The sequence below is a fragment of the Bacillus sp. AG4(2022) genome, from assembly GCF_031844465.1.
GTDB classification, from domain to species: domain Bacteria; phylum Bacillota; class Bacilli; order Bacillales; family Cytobacillaceae; genus Bacillus_AB; species Bacillus_AB infantis.
Genome location: NZ_JAUZVH010000004.1, coordinates 346629 through 362764, shown reverse-complemented (window position 1 = coordinate 362764; position 16136 = coordinate 346629). Strand labels below are relative to the sequence as shown.

General features: G+C 48.1%; 17 protein-coding genes and 1 pseudogene. 1 reads left to right on the top strand and 17 read right to left on the bottom strand.

The genetic code is table 11. The features are described from left to right. Positions 1-390: 390 nt before the first annotated feature. From Q9R36_RS13510 to rpiB, 8 genes are all read right to left on the bottom strand, one after another. Entirely contained in the window at positions 391-1005 is a 615-nt protein-coding gene (locus Q9R36_RS13510; protein WP_311225313.1) for a nuclease-related domain-containing protein, read from the bottom strand. 515 nt (positions 1006-1520) lie between these two features. Beyond that, the gene (gene wecB / locus Q9R36_RS13505) at positions 1521-2669 is read right to left on the bottom strand and encodes a non-hydrolyzing UDP-N-acetylglucosamine 2-epimerase (RefSeq protein WP_022544502.1); all 1149 of its coding nucleotides are present in this window, start codon (positions 2667-2669) and stop codon (positions 1521-1523) included. A 15-nt stretch (positions 2670-2684) separates the two neighbouring features. Continuing rightward, on the bottom strand, positions 2685-3314 hold the full coding sequence (gene upp / locus Q9R36_RS13500; protein ID WP_009792624.1) for a uracil phosphoribosyltransferase: 630 nt from the start codon (positions 3312-3314) through the stop codon (positions 2685-2687). A gap of 163 nt (positions 3315-3477) precedes the next feature. Beyond that, complete coding sequence (locus tag Q9R36_RS13495) at positions 3478-4719, bottom strand: serine hydroxymethyltransferase (protein ID WP_101548897.1); 1242 nt, start codon at positions 4717-4719, stop codon at positions 3478-3480. Positions 4720-4850: 131 nt separating this feature from the next. Next, complete coding sequence (locus tag Q9R36_RS13490; protein ID WP_311225312.1) at positions 4851-5849, bottom strand: anti-sigma factor; 999 nt, start codon at positions 5847-5849, stop codon at positions 4851-4853. Beyond that, positions 5830-6375, bottom strand: coding sequence for a sigma-70 family RNA polymerase sigma factor (locus tag Q9R36_RS13485; protein WP_035402039.1), 546 nt, complete (start codon positions 6373-6375; stop codon positions 5830-5832). The genes Q9R36_RS13490 and Q9R36_RS13485 overlap by 20 nt, the downstream gene beginning before the upstream one ends. A gap of 633 nt (positions 6376-7008) precedes the next feature. Next, complete coding sequence (locus tag Q9R36_RS13480; protein WP_009792620.1) at positions 7009-7572, bottom strand: TIGR01440 family protein; 564 nt, start codon at positions 7570-7572, stop codon at positions 7009-7011. A gap of 20 nt (positions 7573-7592) precedes the next feature. Then, a complete protein-coding gene (gene rpiB, locus Q9R36_RS13475; protein ID WP_094769150.1) occupies positions 7593-8033 on the bottom strand; it encodes a ribose 5-phosphate isomerase B in 441 nt (146 codons plus the stop codon). Between the two features lie 209 nt (positions 8034-8242). On the opposite strand from rpiB, the gene Q9R36_RS13470 reads away from it, so the two are divergent. Further along, positions 8243-8758, top strand: a complete 516-nt coding sequence (locus Q9R36_RS13470; RefSeq protein WP_311225311.1) for a C40 family peptidase — start codon at positions 8243-8245, stop codon at positions 8756-8758. Between the two features lie 27 nt (positions 8759-8785). On the opposite strand, the gene Q9R36_RS13465 is transcribed toward Q9R36_RS13470, so the two are convergent. The 9 genes and pseudogenes from Q9R36_RS13465 to spoIIR all read right to left on the bottom strand — a co-directional run bounded on the left by Q9R36_RS13465 (position 8786) and on the right by spoIIR (position 15822). After that, positions 8786-9418, bottom strand: a complete 633-nt coding sequence (locus Q9R36_RS13465) for an NUDIX hydrolase (RefSeq protein ID WP_094769149.1) — start codon at positions 9416-9418, stop codon at positions 8786-8788. Between the two features lie 117 nt (positions 9419-9535). Next, complete coding sequence (locus Q9R36_RS13460; RefSeq protein WP_411236147.1) at positions 9536-10462, bottom strand: methyl-accepting chemotaxis protein; 927 nt, start codon at positions 10460-10462, stop codon at positions 9536-9538. 12 nt (positions 10463-10474) lie between these two features. Beyond that, a pseudogene (locus tag Q9R36_RS26210) lies at positions 10475-10648 on the bottom strand (HAMP domain-containing protein); the annotation flags it as partial. Positions 10649-10844: 196 nt separating this feature from the next. Beyond that, positions 10845-11282: a low molecular weight protein arginine phosphatase gene (locus Q9R36_RS13455; RefSeq protein WP_094769147.1), complete on the bottom strand. Its 438-nt coding sequence runs from the start codon at positions 11280-11282 to the stop codon at positions 10845-10847. 490 nt (positions 11283-11772) lie between these two features. After that, on the bottom strand, positions 11773-12330 hold the full coding sequence (locus Q9R36_RS13450; RefSeq protein WP_022544503.1) for a manganese efflux pump MntP: 558 nt from the start codon (positions 12328-12330) through the stop codon (positions 11773-11775). Between the two features lie 405 nt (positions 12331-12735). After that, the gene (locus Q9R36_RS13445) at positions 12736-13776 is read right to left on the bottom strand and encodes an L-threonylcarbamoyladenylate synthase (RefSeq protein ID WP_094769145.1); all 1041 of its coding nucleotides are present in this window, start codon (positions 13774-13776) and stop codon (positions 12736-12738) included. 176 nt (positions 13777-13952) lie between these two features. Further along, positions 13953-14393 (bottom strand): GNAT family N-acetyltransferase, encoded by a 441-nt coding sequence (locus Q9R36_RS13440; protein WP_311225310.1) that lies wholly within the window; start codon positions 14391-14393, stop codon positions 13953-13955. Positions 14394-14550: 157 nt separating this feature from the next. Further along, positions 14551-14937 carry a glucose starvation-inducible protein GsiB gene (gene gsiB / locus Q9R36_RS13435; protein WP_022544504.1) on the bottom strand — a complete coding sequence of 129 codons (387 nt, stop codon included), beginning with the start codon at positions 14935-14937 and terminating at the stop codon, positions 14551-14553. A gap of 186 nt (positions 14938-15123) precedes the next feature. Then, the gene (gene spoIIR, locus Q9R36_RS13430) at positions 15124-15822 is read right to left on the bottom strand and encodes a stage II sporulation protein R (RefSeq protein ID WP_311225309.1); all 699 of its coding nucleotides are present in this window, start codon (positions 15820-15822) and stop codon (positions 15124-15126) included. Positions 15823-16136 lie beyond the last annotated feature (314 nt).

Here is a 16136-nt window from a genome sequence, read left to right as displayed (position 1 = left end):
TTGAAGGGCGGGAGTATTCAGGAGGTTTTCGAGGTCCTCCCAGTTTTCTTCCGAGGGGGAATGGTATAGGCGGTTTTTGGTGGTGCCGGAGGATTGGAGGTTAAGTGAAGACAGAAATTTATAAATATTCTTTTTGGAATCATATAATAGGAAATTCCTGCATTGCTGGCTGGTAATGGAGTTTTCCAGCAATAGAAAATAGTCGAGAATAGCGCGGATGTGGGCATTTTTCGACTCGCCGGAGCACGGTTTGCAAATCCATCCGCCATACATTCGGGACATTGAATACTGCTCGCACCTTGGACATTGGATTCAGCGGATGGTTTCTTCAGGCGAAATTTTATATGATTCCAGGATAGATGTAAAAAGTGGATCGTGGTTTTTCAGCAGTTATCTTTTCACTTTGTTCAGCTCTTTGCTGCTAAGAATTAGTGAGGGAGAGGAAAGTTCTAGTTTTTCCAGCTTGCCAGGCAGCTGTTCTGCATGGATCAAGGTTTTGTAAATGTGTTCATTACCTGGGTTGGTTTTGATGATCGTGGAATTGGAACTGATGATGACCAGCAGCTCGATCGGCAGTTCTGGGAGCTTCATCTTCTCCATCCAACCTTGCAGCTGAACTTTATGCCGCTGGACTTGAAGCAGTGGATTGGAAAATCCGTCCTCCCCTTTGCTGGACTGTCTGATTACTTGCTGGGAGTGCTTTTCAAAAAATAGCGTGCCGGAAATGTTCTTGATTTCAGCTGCTGTGATAAATGAGGGAGCAAGTATGAGGGTATCTATCTGGAAAGGATGCTGATGCACTAAACGGAGGCCATGAAATATGAGATATTCATCCGGCAGGAAGGAGAGGTGGTAGTCTACATTCTTTTCTCCGCGGTATCCGGTGCGGCGCTTGATGAGGTCCTGTTCAATCAGGGGGATTTTCGGATGATTGGGCGGCAATCTTCTCAACAATGCCTCAAGCTGCCTGATTTTTAAAGGAACGACTCTTTTTTTGGCAATCATATGGGCATTCACCTCTTGGGATCGTATAGTTTTGAGAATGTATTCGTGTTTCTGAGGCATAAATCCTCCTCCAGGTGGTAAAATCTTCTCTGAATCTCCGAACACCGTTAATGATTATTCCCATTTTTTAAGTGATTCGCCCTACTATTCCATTTATTCGCCCCAGATCTGCGGTGATTCCACCCACTTTCCGGTTTAATATTTCCATCTTGCATTTATCGCCAAAAACCACATGCCATTTTAAGTGATTCGCCCTACTTTCTTATTTAATCGCCCCAGCTCTGCGGTGATTCCACCCACTTTCCGGTTTAATTTTTCCATCTTGCATTTATCGCCAAAAACCACATGCCATTTTAAGTGATTCGCCCTACTTTCTTATTTATTCGCACTACTATTCCATTTATTCGCCCCAGATTTGCGGTGATTCCACCCACTTTCCGGTTTAATTTTTCCGCATTACATTTACCGCTAACAAAACAACTAAAAAAACCAGCCGCTATCCGCGGCCGGTCCCATTAATTCGGATTATAATCTTCCGGTCTTTCTTCTGTCTGTTTGAAATAGTAACGGATGGCTTCTCCGATCCGGGCAGAGGCGTTTCCGTCTCCGTACGGGTTGGTGGCTTTGGCCATTTTTTCGTAGGCTGCCCGGTTTGTGAGAAGTTCTGTTGCCATTTCATAGATCGGCTGTTCTTCAACACCGGCAAGCTTGAGAGTGCCGGCATCGATTCCTTCTGGCCTTTCTGTTGTATCACGCAGGACAAGCACAGGAACACCGAGTGACGGAGCTTCTTCCTGGACTCCGCCTGAATCGGTAAGGATCAACTCTGCCCTGGAGGCGAAGTTATGGAAGTCGATGACATCCAGCGGTTCGATCAGGTGGATGCGTGGGTCGTTTCCAAGGATTTCGTCCGCCACTTCCCTTACAGCCGGGTTCAAGTGGACAGGATATACCACTTGGATATCCTGCTGCTCTTCCACGATCCGCTTGATTGCCTTGAACATATTCCTCATCGGCTGACCAAGGTTTTCACGGCGGTGGGCCGTCAGGAGGACAAGTCTGTCATGGCCAAGCTTTTCAAGCACTTCATGCGAGTAGGCATCCTTGACGGTCGTTTTCAGCGCATCGATGGCTGTGTTGCCTGTCACAAAGATGCTTTCATTTTTCTTGTTTTCCCGGAGAAGGTTTTCTGCAGACATGGCTGTAGGCGAGAAGTGGATATCTGCCATGACGCCTGTCAGCTGGCGGTTCATTTCTTCCGGGAACGGAGAGTACTTATTCCATGTACGCAGACCTGCTTCCACGTGGCCAACCGTGATCTGGTTGTAGAAAGCAGCAAGGCTTGCGATGAAAGTCGTAGTTGTATCACCGTGTACAAGGACGATATCAGGCTTCGCTTCCTTCATGACCTTATCAAGGCCTTCAAGCCCTCTGGTCGTTACATCGACCAGCGTCTGGCGGTCTTTCATGATATTCAGGTCATAATCAGGCGTGATGCTGAAGATACCCAGCACCTGGTCAAGCATTTGGCGGTGCTGCGCCGTAACCGTAACGATCGATTCAAAGTGTTCCGGGTGCTTCTGAAGTTCAAGGACGAGCGGAGCCATCTTGATGGCTTCCGGCCTTGTCCCGAAAATAGTCATGACTTTAATAGGACGATTCATGTAAGACACCTCTTCTTATTTAGTTCCAAACAAACGGTCGCCAGCGTCGCCAAGGCCTGGTACAACATAGCCTTTTTCGTTCAGCTTTTCGTCAAGTGCAGCAATGTAGATGTCTACGTCTGGATGTGCTTCTTTCACTGCTTCCACACCTTCAGGGGCAGCAACCAGGCACATGAATTTAATGTTTTTTGCGCCGCGTTTTTTCAGGGAATGCATCGCTTCAATGGCAGATCCGCCTGTCGCAAGCATTGGATCGACTACGATGAAGTCCCTTTCCTCTACATCGCTTGGCAGCTTGGCATAGTATTCAACCGGCTGAAGTGTTTCCGGATCGCGGTAAAGGCCGATATGCCCTACCTTGGCAGCAGGGATCAGCTTTAAGATGCCGTCCACCATGCCGATTCCCGCACGCAGGATTGGCACGATTCCAAGCTTTTTGCCGGAAAGGACATTTGATTTTGTTACGCTGACAGGAGTTTCAATTTCTATTTCTTCCAAAGGCATGTCGCGTGTGATTTCAAAGGCCATAAGTGTTGCGACCTCATCAACCAGTTCGCGGAACTCTTTCGTGCCAGTGTTTTTTTCTCTGATGTATGTAAGCTTGTGCTGAATGAGCGGGTGATCAAAGACGTATACTTTTGCCATTGAAAATCTCTCCTTTATTCTTCGCTATGTTTCGTTTACACTTCGTCTAATTTTACAGAAAAATAAATGCAAGGGCAACTGAGAGCAGAAATTGTTAATAATTCGTAATGAGTCTTCGCTGCTCTCCGCAAAAAGAGCCCCCCGCAAAGGAAGGCCCTCCATTTTAAAGCTCTTTATAAAGGATGAATCTGCCTGTGAGTTCCTCAACACGGCTGCTTGCTTCTGCAAGCTTTGCTTCGTCTTCATGGTTCTTGAGGGTGAAGGCAATCAGGGATGCGATTTCCTTCATCTCTTTCTCGCCGAAGCCGCGGGAAGTAACTGCAGCTGTTCCGATGCGGATGCCGCTGGTAACAAACGGGCTTTCCGGATCGAATGGAATCGTATTTTTATTAACAGTGATGCCAATTTCATCAAGCACCTTTTCAGCCACTTTGCCTGTCAGGCCAAGGGAGCGGAGATCGATCAGAAGAAGGTGATTGTCCGTACCGCCGGAAACGAGGTCGATGCCTTCCTCTTTCAGTCCTTCTCCCAGTGCTTTAGCGTTATTAATGATACTTTGCGCATAATCCTTGAAGCTGTCCTGCAGTGCTTCGCCGAATGCGACAGCCTTGGCTGCAATCACGTGCATCAATGGGCCGCCCTGGATGCCAGGGAAGATAGACTTATCGATCTTCTTCGCGAATTCTTCACGGCAAAGGATCATGCCGCCGCGCGGTCCGCGCAATGTTTTATGTGTAGTGGTTGTTACAAAGTCAGCATATGGCACAGGATTTTGGTGGAGTCCCGCTGCGACCAGGCCGGCAATATGGGCCATGTCGACCATCAGGTAAGCACCGACTTCATCGGCGATTTCCCGGAAACGCTTGAAGTCGATTTCACGCGGATAGGCACTTGCACCGGCTACAATCAGCTTCGGCTTATGCTCGCGCGCTTTTTCAAGGACATCATCATAATTGATTCGGTGCGTTTCTTTATCCACCCCGTATTCAACAAAGTTGTACTGGATGCCTGAAAAGTTGACAGGGCTGCCGTGGGTGAGGTGTCCGCCATGGGACAGGTTCATGCCTAGGACAGTATCCCCTGTTTCAAGGATCGTGAAATAAACAGCCATATTCGCCTGCGCGCCTGAGTGAGGCTGGACATTGGCATGCTCTGCCCCGAAAATCTGCTTCGCACGGTCGCGCGCCAGATTTTCCGTCACATCGACATGCTCGCAGCCGCCATAATAGCGTCTGCCCGGATAGCCTTCGGCGTATTTATTGGTCAATACAGACCCTTGCGCTTCCATCACCGCTTCACTGACAAAATTCTCGGAAGCTATTAATTCGATCTTCGTTCTCTGGCGCTTCAATTCATCCTGAATCGATTGAAAAACCTGCTCATCCTGCTGTGCTAAATGCTTCATTGTAATCCTCCCTTTTTGAAAAACTACATATGTATGCTTTTTTTGTAAAATCCTCTTACATTCTATCATGTTTTGGTTTTAAAAAGGAACCCAACTTCAACACCCCGCCAAAAACAGGCGGGGCTCTTTGATTATTCCGTCCAGTTCCAGTAATCCATCTCGCCAAGCTGGGCGCCGCGCAGCTCTTTTACCTCTCTCAGCTTCAGCAGCTCCTTGACTGGCCCCGTTACAACAGCTCCGTATACCTGAAAGCCATTTTCTTTCAGATAAGCATGCCTTTCTTCAAGATAGCCTAGTCCGAGGAATCTCTCATAATAGCTTTTCCGCTCATCTTTTAGGAGCTTCTCCATCTGTGCGAGCATCAGCTCCTTATTTTTGCCGAGCATTTCCTGTGTAAACTCGTATTCACTTTCTGACATGCGGTCATCGCTGATTTCCCTTCCGCCCGTCAAACCGAAGGCAGGGATCGGAGAAATGGAATTGCCGCCGCTGCCTGTGTTTCCTTTAAAAGTCTTTAATTCCCCTGTATACAAAGGCATCCACAGGACATCCAAGTCATACGGCGCAAGGAGAGCGAAGAGCTCCTCCGGCTCCATAAACCGGTCTGTCGAAAAAGCTGCCTCTGCCACCGTTCCCTCATGAACCTTATCCAATGCCTCCCAAACGCCATTATCGTCCTCGGCATCAAGCTTCTCTCCCGTCTTCGGATTTTCAGGAAAGTAGAAACGGAAACCTCCTTCCTGATCCGGCTGATAATAGGAAAGCGTGCGCATCGAATAGCTGTTCAATAGCCCTTTCCTGATCTGCATTTCACCTGCTGGCTGTTCTTCTTTGCCGACCCGCCTTGTTACAGGGTAAGAAATCTTCTGCGTAAAAAATGGTGTGATTTCCGACTGTGCGAATCCGCCAAAGTCTTTATGGATATTCGGCTGGGTCCAATCCATCGCCAGCTGGGTGTAAAAAATATGTTTCCGATCCAGGTGCAGGCTGTCATAGCTGATTGTGACGGCCAGCATATATATCCAGAAGAAAAATAATATAGCAATCAGGACTTTGACTACCCGGAAAGTCAGGGCAAAACGGTATTTCGTCAGGATTTTCTTTTCTTTATCAGGGCTCCAGTCTGCCATCCTTTTTCCATCCTTTCTTTTCTGCGATTACAGCGAGCTTTTTCCTGGCACGATGAAGATCAACCTTCACCTGGCTTTCTGTCAGGTCAAGCGCTTCCTGTATTTCCTTATAGCTGAAATGCTCATATTCTCTTAAATAGAGGACCGTCCGGTATTTTTCCGGCAGCAGCCTCAGCATGTCAGCGGCGTCCTGCTCCAGCTCGGCAGCCAGGGCTTCTTCTTCCGGCAAGCCGTATGGGCTGAGCATCTCTTCTTTTGAAAAAAGATAGTCTGCAAACGGCACCCATTTGCGCCGCTGCCGTTTTCGCCATTCGTCCAAGTAGGCATTCCGGGCCACCTTGAACAGCCAGGCCCGCACATCCTCCTGCTGGTAAAAGGAGAGTGAAACAGTTGCACGCACGAAAGTTTCCTGGACAAGTTCTTCGGCCAGATGGTCTGAGCCGGAAAGCTTGAGCAGGTAGTAGTAAAGTGGTTTTGCATAGTGTGAGTATAGGTCATCGAGTTTTTCTTTTCTGCGGGCGTCCAACTGTTTTTTCCCTCCTTTCTTTGAATGGCTATAATGATAACGCAGGGGGTTGCTATTTGTTACAGGTTTTTTAGGAAAAATAAAAAACAGCCTTGGAATGGCTGCTAAATACATAGATTTATATTTATTTATGGGGCTGTTGATTTCCGTTCCAGGCACTTCGCTTTCCGCGGGGCGGAGTTGAGCCTCCTCGCGCTGCGCGCTGTGGGGTTCAACTTTTCCGCTATTTCCCGCAGGACGTTGAATCCGCTCCTTCGAAACTTCATCGCACGAAGAAAATGCGCAGCATTTTATGAGGAGTCTTCGTGCCTTCCACTGCAATCAACAGGGTTTTAAAAATTTTATGGCAAGTTTCCGGTATCAGGCTGGTCTTTTCCACTTATAGACTTGCTTGAATGGCTGCTGATACATAGGATTTCTACTTGTTAATGAGGCTGTTGATTTCCGCTGCAGGCACTTCGCTTTCCGCGGGGCGGCGCTGAGCCTCCTCACGCTTGCGCGCTGCGGGGTCTCAGCTCTGCCGCTATTTCCCGCAGGAGTCTACGTGCCTTACGCTCCAATCAACAGGTGCCTTAAAATTTTTTGGCAAGTCAGTGGTTCCAAGCATTCTTTTTACAAATCAAAATGATATCCTTAACACGATTCATTCTCCGGCAGCCTCTCATACACGGCGCGCCTTCCGCCGATGAGTTTTGGTCTTGTGGAGGCGAGGGTGACGTGGGCGCTGCCGATGCTTTTTTGTTTGGTTCTGATTGGAACTGCTACATGCTTCAGGTGCATGCCGATGAGGGTGTCGCCGATGTCGATGCCGGCGTCGGCCTTGATGAATTCGACGACGGCCGGGTCCTTGAATTGCCTGTATGCATATGAGGCCATGGCACCTCCGGCCTGGCGCACCGGTACGACTGATACTTCTTCAAGATTCTTCTGATCCGCAGTCTGCCTTTCCACAACGAGCGCCCTGTTCAGATGCTCGCAGCACTGGAAGGCGAGTCTGGCCCCTGTCCGTTCGGCAAAATTCTTTAGCTCTTCAAAGAGGATGGCCGCGGCTTCATCTGTGCCGGATGTGCCGATCCTTTTGCCGATTACTTCACTTGTGCTGCAGCCGACCACAAGCACGCTGTTTTCGTTAAGCGCCACCTGTCCGCCGAACTCATCCAGGATTTCTCTCAATTCAGTCTGAATCTCTTCGAACATGGTATCACCCTTCCAGTTGCTTATAGATCTTCGTAGGTTTTGATTTTTCCGATCCGGTTCGCATGGCGTCCGCCTTCAAACTCGGTTTCTAGCCAGGTTTTCGCTATTTCCCGGGCAAGTCCTGGTCCGATCACACGCTCGCCCATGGCAAGGATATTGCTGTCATTATGCTGGCGGGTCGCTTTGGCACTGAATACATCATGGACCAGTGCACAGCGGATGCCCTTCACCTTGTTGGCGGAAATGCTCATTCCAATCCCTGTCCCGCAGATCAGGATCCCTTTATCAAATTCGCCTGATGCCACCTTCTCCGCTACAGGAAGCGCATAGTCCGGATAATCAACGGAGACGCCGCACTCGCAGCCGAAATCTTCATATTCAATGCCCATTTCTTCCATCAAATGTTTCATTTCTTCGCGGATATTCACTCCGCCATGATCTGAAGCAATTGCAACCTTCATTACAAGAACCTCCTAAATAAACACGATTTCTTCCTTTATTTTGACACAAGTAAGCTGAAATAGAAAGCTGGCCGGACTGTTTCTGCTGCTAAAAAAATTACAGAAAGGTAACGCCTATTCACTGAAACTGTAAACAATGCTTAACGATTTTTTTCCCGCTGCCATTTACAATTACCAATGAAGACAAACCAAAGAAAGAAGGAATTCAAATGAAAAAGAATCTATTCAAAGGCCTTGCTGCCGCTTCTGTGCTGATGGCAGGATTGTCCTTCCATTCAGCAGGTGCATCAGCAGACGTTTTCACCGATACTTTCGGGAAGCTCCAGCCAAAACTGAATGTTGAACAAAAACTAAATGTCGTCATTGAATATGCAGATGCGCTTACCCATGCAAAAATCAAATACAAATACGGCGGCACATCAGAAAAAGGATTTGACGCCTCCGGTTTTGTTCAGCATGTGTACGGCAAAGCAGGCGTTAAGCTTCCGAGGACTTCTGCCGCAATGCAGCAAACAGGGAAAACCATTCAGAGGAAAGACCTGAAGCCGGGTGACCTTGTCTTTTTTAACACAGCCGGCGGCAGCAGCAAAAAGGCTTCCTTCGTGGGCATCTATGCCGGTCACAATCAATTCTTCGCTGTTACCGTCAAAAAAGGCGTCACCGTTGTAAAGCTGACAGACTCTTATTGGGCGAAGAAATACCTGGGTGCCAAACGGGTTATGTAACCCGGCGGCCTTTCCATCGGGAAGGGCCTATTTCTGTTCCGGCAGTTCATTGACAATCTCTATAAAATGCTGCAGGATCCGGGCGGTCAAACCCCAAATGACCTTATCCTCAAAATAGTAGAAGCATTCTTCCATTGACCTTGTCTGCCAATTATAGTTTTCGCCGCCGGCAATCCGATCGAAAGGAAAACCGTTTTCCGGTTCCAGCCTGAAATTCATTTTATAAATTTCAGGCTTTGCCTTCAGCAGATAAGAAAGCGGTACAGTGAATACTTCGCCCACCTCTTTCGGGTTCACCTGGAAAGGCCGGGAAGGCTTCAGCATTCCTGCAAAAGGGTAGATGATCATGCCAAACGGGGATACCATATAGTCAAGGGGAACTGTCCCTCTAATTTCATCCATGGGGATTCCCAGCTCTTCGGTTGTTTCCCTGATTGCTGTATGCTTTACGTCCGGATCCGATCTGTCGACCCTGCCCCCCGGAAAACAAATCTCCCCCGGCTGCCTGCGCATTTCCATGGACCGGACCTCAAAAAGGACATGGACACCGTCTTCTTTTTCAATTAGCGGTACGAGAACTGAATAGTTTATGAATTTATTGCTTCCCAGGATGGCCGGTGTCCTGCTGCCCAATCCTGCGATAATATCCTCTATATTCATTCACCCATCCACCTCCATTTATATTTATATCTATTCCCCTATTTATCCATCAGCAAAATGCCTGCTGTGAAATAAAGAAGAATCCCCGCTTGTGCCGCAGAGATTCTTTCTTGTTGTTTAAACCCTGAACTTGGTGATCGTTTCCTTCAGCTTTTCCGCCTCATCCTTCAATTCAAAAGCAAGCTTCTCCACATTGGAAATGACCATTGATTGATTTTCAGTTGCAGAGGCGACCTCCTGGGCTCCGGCGGATGTTTCCTCCGCGATGGCTGCCACTTCCTGCGACTGGGTGGCAGAATGGCGGATGCCATCCATCTGCTGCTCCACCAGGCTCGAAATCGTTGTGACAGACGAAGCCATCTGGTTGACGGTATTCGTCATTTCACCGATGACCTGATTGGTTTTGACTCCTTTTTTCCCCTCGGCAGATGCCGTTTCGACCTGGTCCGTAATTTGCCTAACAACATTTTGGACTTCATTCTGGATGTTTTTAATCAATTCGGAAATGCCCTGGACCGCTTTGGCGCTTTCATCAGCCAACTTCCGGACTTCCTCTGCCACGACGGCAAAGCCTTTGCCGTGCTCACCTGCACGCGCAGCCTCAATCGAAGCATTCAGCGCCAGCAGGTTGGTCTGAGCTGCAATATCTCCCACGAGCTGGATGATCTGCTCTACCTTCGCAGCATTATCTTCGAGGCGCTTGACGGTCTGCAATGATTCCTGATTATCTTCCGCCAGCTTGGTAATTCCAGTTACAAGAGAGTGGATGACTTTCTTCGATTCATTCAGATCATCGACTAGCTCACCGGAAACCTGCTGGGACGTTTTCGCCTGCTGCTGTACTTCTTCAGCAATCCTTGTTGCATCCTCGACCGACTCGGCAGTCGCCTGAATCGACACAGCTGAGCTGTCGGCACCCAGGGAAATCTCGCCGATTGTCCTGGAGATGCTTGCAGCCTGCTCGGCGGCAGCTGATGCTTCCTGTGAAATGCTGATTACTTTATCATTGGTATGCTGAAAATTTTCATCGATTTTCGCGACCATTTCCCGGAGATTTGAAAGCATATGGTTGAACGCCGCTCCGAGGGAACGGATTTCATCATCTGATTTGGAAAGCTCCGCGTCTTCCCTGATATCGCCTTCTGCCGCTTTCAGAGCTGTCTTCTCCAGCTTTTGCAGCGGTTTCGTGATAAAGCCGGCCGCAACGAATGTCAATACACCGGACCACATGGCCCCAAGAGAAAGCGTGATAATGTTAAAAGCCGCTTCCCCGAACGGCAGATACTCCTTCACAATTGGATAAAGACCATAAATGAACACCGCACTCGTGGTGTAGGTAATGAATGCCAGTATGGTCGTTAACAGCACAAGCTTTTTTCTCAACCCGAACTTATAGCGCTTCTTCTCCATAATTGCCCCCTGGTCGTTACTTCTCTAATTTGTTAATAATCTGTTCAATATGCTTTTTCAGTTCATTAAAGGTTTCTCTGTATATTTCAAGGCTTCCGCCGAATGGATCAAGGATCTCACCGCCTTGTTCCCCTGCAAACTCTGTCAGTGTAAAGGTTTTGCCCTCTGCTCCCTCAAACATGCTGACCACATTCCATTTATGCCCGGACGTCATCGTCAAAATGACATCTGCCCATTCAACCAGCTCTGCCGTCAGTGCGCTCGAGGTATGTACATGGGCAATTCCCTGCTCCTCAAGAACCTGCTTCGCATATGCGGAGGCCTGTCCCCCATTGGCAGCAAACACACCAGCAGACTTCACCTCAATCCCCGGAAGCTCCCTGCTCTTCAAAATAGCCTCTGCCATCGGGCTCCGGCAAGTGTTACCAGTACAAACAAACAATACGCGTCTCATCGATGCAGCCCCCTTTCCCTCCATTATAAGCCAAATGTCACACTTTCAATAGACAAGCATGGAAAAATTTATAGAAAGTTCACACGAAGTGCGGAAGGGGCTTGCTCAGATTAAGGATCGCGGACTAAAAACGCCACGTCCTGTGGCAACGTCCGCATGACCCGCATCCTGCGGGCCCAGCATAAGGCGCTTAGGAATAAAAGGCGTTCTTTGCCTTTAATTCCTAAGTGACTTATGACTCGAGGCTCTAGCCCCTGGAGCCGGACAAACCGAAATGCGGAGACGGCTTGCCCAGGGCCGACAAGCATAAGACGCGCTAGAATAAAAGGCGTTCTTTGCCTTTAATTCTAGCGTGGCTTATGACTCGAGGCCCTAGCCGTCGCAGCTGGACAATACGAAATGCGGAGGGGGCTTGCCCAGCAAAAGGAACGCAACATAAAAAGACACCCGCCAGGATGCCTTTGTTTTCTGCAATGAATAGCCTCCCGCATTAAAAAAATGGCCATAACAGCTTTATGCCGAAAGCGAGGAGGATGGCTCCGCCGAGTGCTTCGCTGTAGGATCCAAGCCATCCCTGAACCTTGCGTCCGGCCAATAGCCCTGCCCATGTCAGAATCGCCGCGGCTGCACCGAAACATACCAGGACAAGCGCTGTTTTCGCTCCATAAATTCCAAGAGAGAGACCGACCGAAAAGCTGTCCAGGCTGACACTCAACGCAAAAATGAGCAGGCCGAAACCAACGGGTGTAATCAAGCTTGAATCATCATCCTTGATGCTTGACCAAATCATCTGGGCACCGAGCAGCAGCAGCAGCCCTCCCCCGATATAGGCCGCAATAGAGCCGAACTGCTCCGATAGGAACCTGCCGGCAATCATTCCTAACAGCGGCATGAAGACATGGAAAAGACCGATCGTTATTCCTATTTTAAAAATTTGCCTCAGGCGCAGCTCGAACATGCCCATGCCAAGCCCGACCGAAAAAGCATCCATCCCGAGGGCAAACGCCATTAACATCAACGTAATAAGTTCCCCAAAAAACGAAGTCATCCATTCTCCTCCTTGGACTTGCTAATTCAGCATATGCACGTCCAAGGGGAAATAGAATTAGAAAAGTAGAGGCGACTGTTCTATCGAGGAACGCGGACTAAGTACGCCACGTCCTGTGGCAACGTCCGCATGACCCGCATCCTGCGCGCCTCATGCATAAGACGAGCAGGACGGAAGGTTGTTCTGTAACCTTCTGGCCTGCTTGGCTTATGACTCGAGCACCTAGGAGCCGGAGCTGGACAATAGAAAAGCGGAGGCGACTGTTCTATCGAGGAACGCGGACTAAGTACGCCACGTCGTATGGCAACGTCCTCATGACCCGCTTCCTGCGGGCCTAAAAAATGCCAGGCACCTCCCGCGGACAAATCACATTGAAATGTCCACAGACGGTGCCTGGCACTAAAATTATTTAATGATTCGATGGCCTGCTGCTTTGAGAAGCCGGTTCATAATGGCTTCACCGACACCTTCTGCGGGGAAGGATTCGCTGAAGATCACATCCACTCCAGAGCTGTTGAAGCTCCGTAATGCTTCGTAAAGTGAGGCTGCCACTGTTTCCAGATTCGCTCTCCTGCCGCATATAAATGTAAAATCGCTGTCGTAAAATTTTTCATTTTCGGCCGTTGTAAGCACACCGGCTTTCAGGCCTTCCGCATGCTGTTCGTTCACCAATTCCTGAATCCGTTCCCTTGTTCCTTCTACTATATATAAGGGAGCATCAGGTGCATAATGCCGATACTTCATGCCTGGGGAGCGCGGCGCCTCCTTCTCATCGGCAAGCGCAGGATCGGCCGCTACCTCTCCCACTACCTGCTCGAGCTGCTCTTTCGTCACTCCGCCAGGTCTCAGGATGACCGGAATCCCTCCCGTACAATCCAGGACAGTGGATTCAACACCTACTCCGGTAGGACCGCCATCCACAATTCCTGCAATCCTCCCGTTCAAATCTTCCTCCACATGTCCGGCAGTAGTCGGGCTGGGCCGCCCGGACCTGTTCGCGCTTGGAGCGGCTACCGGAACGCCGCTTTCACGGAGAATGGCGAGAGCCACCGGGTGATCCGGCATCCTGATTCCGACCGTATTCAGCCCTGCCGTTGCTGTCTCTGAGAGCTGCCCGTCTTTTTTATTGAATATAATTGTCAGCGGACCTGGCCAAAAGGCTTCCATCAGCTTATCTGCACTAGCCGGGACACTTTCCACAATCCCCTCAAGCTGCTCCCTGTCCGCAATATGAATAATGAGGGGGTTGTCAGAAGGTCTGCCCTTCGCTTCAAATATCTTCTTGACTGCTTCGTCATTTCTTGCATTTCCACCAAGTCCGTAAACAGTCTCAGTCGGAAAGGCAACCGTCTCATTTTGGGCTAAAAGAGCAGCTGCCTGTTTAATCTGTGGATAATCATTTAAACTATCCACATTTTTATCCACTGACCAAATTTCTGTCTTCATTGTTATGCCCACCTTCAATACTGTTCAAATTCTGTGTGGTATACCCTTTGTTTCAGCTTTTAAACCACAATCACTTTTGAAAGTATAAAAGAAGATGGAGGATAACTCAAGTTTTGTCCACAATTTGTGTATAACTTTTCGATAATAGTGGATAACTTTGTGGATATATCCACAATTTATAATGAAAGCTTCAGGAATGAAAAGTTATCCACAGTTAGAATATGCTGGACATGGGCGGAACTGTACAGTTCTTCCGGAAGCTCGCTTTTTTCATCCTGAAAGCCAAGCAGTTTGAAGAACTCTGCTGCTCCTTTTTTATTTGTCGCCATATATAGTGACTCGAGTTCCCTTTCCCTCGCAAGCTGCAGAATCTGCTCCACAAGCAGCAGCAGATCTTTTTCAGATGCTCTTTCCGAAAGTACCAGTGAGCGGAGGAGGCCCACACTTCCTAGAGGCTCAATGCCTAATGTCGCTTTAATATTTTCCTCTTCATCTTCCATAAGCAAGAAATAATTGATAGAATCAGAAATGCCTTCTGTCCCCAGATTGGCTTTTTCCAAAAACGCGGCCAGTTTATTTTCGTCTCCATTTTGTGCACAGCGGATCATTGTCTCCATACGCTCACCCCACTAAGATTTTGTAATCTAGTAATATATCTATGGGGCGCGGGAAAAAGTAGAACATAAAAAGAATAAAAAAACACGGCAGCCATCAGTTAACGGGCTGCCGTGCTATCTGGAATCTTTCAATTTAAACTTCCTTTACACTATAAACTTAGTCGTTGTTGTTGTTTCTTGAATTTCCGCCTTTTTCACCAATTTCGCGGTAGAAGTCTTTATCATGGTTTTCAGAAGTAGCTTCTCCGCCTTTTTGGCCGATCTCCTGGTAGAATTCCTTGTCATGGTTCTCAGAAGTAGCTTCTCCGCCCTTTTTACCGATTTCCTGATAGAATTCCTTGTCATGGCTTTCAGCAGTAGCTTCTCCGCCTTTTTGGCCGATTTCCTGATAGAATTCTTTGTCATGATTTTCAGATGTTGCTTCTCCGCCTTTTTTACCGATCTCTTGATAGAATTCTTTGTCATGGTTATTGCTGGTTGCTTCTCCGCCTTTGCGGCCTCTTTCCTCGCGGGACATTTTATCGTTGTTATTGTTGTTTGCCATGTCTTCCATCTCCTTTTCAGTAATTGTTGTTTTGGCTTACACTCCTTTAATATCCGCTTCTCCCAGAATCAAACATGCTCCCAGCATCTGTAAAAGGCTTGTCATGCACTTGTAACAATGGCATCAGCTTCTCTTGTGCCGTTTTTCCTACAAAAAGAAAAGCCGCTCTATGAAAAGAGCAGCATACTATCCGAAGATTTTATCCCATAATTCTTTGATAAAAAACTTAACTTCCGCCTTTTCTTCCTCTTCTTTAACAAAGACCGGCTCTTTTTCGCTAGATGGTTCTTTAGACTTACTATCTTCCAGCACATTCCCATCTAGTTCTTTTTTACCAACTTCTCCTTTTTCCTGATTTTCCTCTTCGAATCCATCACTTACAGCTACTCCATTCGAGAAATCAAGGAAGCATAGAGGAGGAAAAAGAACACACCACCAGTTCGCTCCATCGCCTTCACCAAGTGTAATTAAAATTGCTTCGTATTCGCCGGCAGGATATAGAAACTGGCCATAGAGCTTAGTAGGAAAATCCACTTTGCCGAAATTGGCTTTAACTGTCTGATCTGAATTTTCTTCTTCTACCACGTTCTCTGCTATCTCCTGGATTTCCGGCAGGCGCGACTTGATTAATGAACGGGCTTCTTCTATTGAAGTCAGTTCGCTGACCCATTCAGTGATTTCCTTATTGACTGCGTCCCTCACCAGCCGTTTCAGCGCCTGGTCTCCTTCGCTGTCACTGTTTGCGAGGATGCGTAGGCGGATGGCTTCCTGCGGTATGACGAGCGGGTCTTCCGCTGCTACCTCTGTTTTTGGTATGTATAGGCTTAGCATTGTTCCTAAGGATAAGATAATGATATATAATTTCGCTAATGATTTTGCTGTCATTTCCGACACCGTCCCTTCACTAATCCATTGTGGACAGGAAGGGGGATTCTTAAACTAGCAAAATATAAAAAAAAAATCCCGTGTTTGAGATCTGTCATTTAGATTGCTTATAAATGGGGTCTGTTGATTTCCGTTCCAGGCACTTCGCTTTCCGCGGGGCGGCGCTGAGCCTCCTCACCGCTGCGCGTCTGCGGGGTCTCAGCTTTGCCGCTGCAATCCAGCAGGAGTCTTCGTGCCCTCACGGAAATCAACAGGCTTTAATATTTAGATGGCAGGTTTGTGTTTCATTCGTTTTCAAACGAAGAACAATGGCT

Excerpts from the sequence above, each read along its gene's own strand:
- Q9R36_RS13510 (WP_311225313.1), bottom strand. The coding sequence starts at position 1,005 with ATGATTGCCAAAAAAAGAGTCGTTCCTTTAAAAATCAGGCAGCTTGAG.
- wecB (WP_022544502.1), bottom strand. The coding sequence starts at position 2,669 with ATGAATCGTCCTATTAAAGTCATGACTATTTTCGGGACAAGGCCGGAA.
- upp (WP_009792624.1), bottom strand. The coding sequence starts at position 3,314 with ATGGCAAAAGTATACGTCTTTGATCACCCGCTCATTCAGCACAAGCTT.
- Q9R36_RS13495 (WP_101548897.1), bottom strand. The coding sequence starts at position 4,719 with ATGAAGCATTTAGCACAGCAGGATGAGCAGGTTTTTCAATCGATTCAG.
- Q9R36_RS13490 (WP_311225312.1), bottom strand. The coding sequence starts at position 5,849 with ATGGCAGACTGGAGCCCTGATAAAGAAAAGAAAATCCTGACGAAATAC.
- Q9R36_RS13480 (WP_009792620.1), bottom strand. The coding sequence starts at position 7,572 with ATGTTCGAAGAGATTCAGACTGAATTGAGAGAAATCCTGGATGAGTTC.
- rpiB (WP_094769150.1), bottom strand. The coding sequence starts at position 8,033 with ATGAAGGTTGCAATTGCTTCAGATCATGGCGGAGTGAATATCCGCGAA.
- Q9R36_RS13470 (WP_311225311.1), top strand. The coding sequence starts at position 8,243 with ATGAAAAAGAATCTATTCAAAGGCCTTGCTGCCGCTTCTGTGCTGATG.
- Q9R36_RS13465 (WP_094769149.1), bottom strand. The coding sequence starts at position 9,418 with ATGAATATAGAGGATATTATCGCAGGATTGGGCAGCAGGACACCGGCC.
- Q9R36_RS13460 (WP_411236147.1), bottom strand. The coding sequence starts at position 10,462 with ATGGTCGCGAAAATCGATGAAAATTTTCAGCATACCAATGATAAAGTA.
- Q9R36_RS13455 (WP_094769147.1), bottom strand. The coding sequence starts at position 11,282 with ATGAGACGCGTATTGTTTGTTTGTACTGGTAACACTTGCCGGAGCCCG.
- Q9R36_RS13450 (WP_022544503.1), bottom strand. The coding sequence starts at position 12,330 with ATGACTTCGTTTTTTGGGGAACTTATTACGTTGATGTTAATGGCGTTT.
- Q9R36_RS13445 (WP_094769145.1), bottom strand. The coding sequence starts at position 13,776 with ATGAAGACAGAAATTTGGTCAGTGGATAAAAATGTGGATAGTTTAAAT.
- Q9R36_RS13440 (WP_311225310.1), bottom strand. The coding sequence starts at position 14,393 with ATGGAGACAATGATCCGCTGTGCACAAAATGGAGACGAAAATAAACTG.
- gsiB (WP_022544504.1), bottom strand. The coding sequence starts at position 14,937 with ATGGCAAACAACAATAACAACGATAAAATGTCCCGCGAGGAAAGAGGC.
- spoIIR (WP_311225309.1), bottom strand. The coding sequence starts at position 15,822 with ATGACAGCAAAATCATTAGCGAAATTATATATCATTATCTTATCCTTA.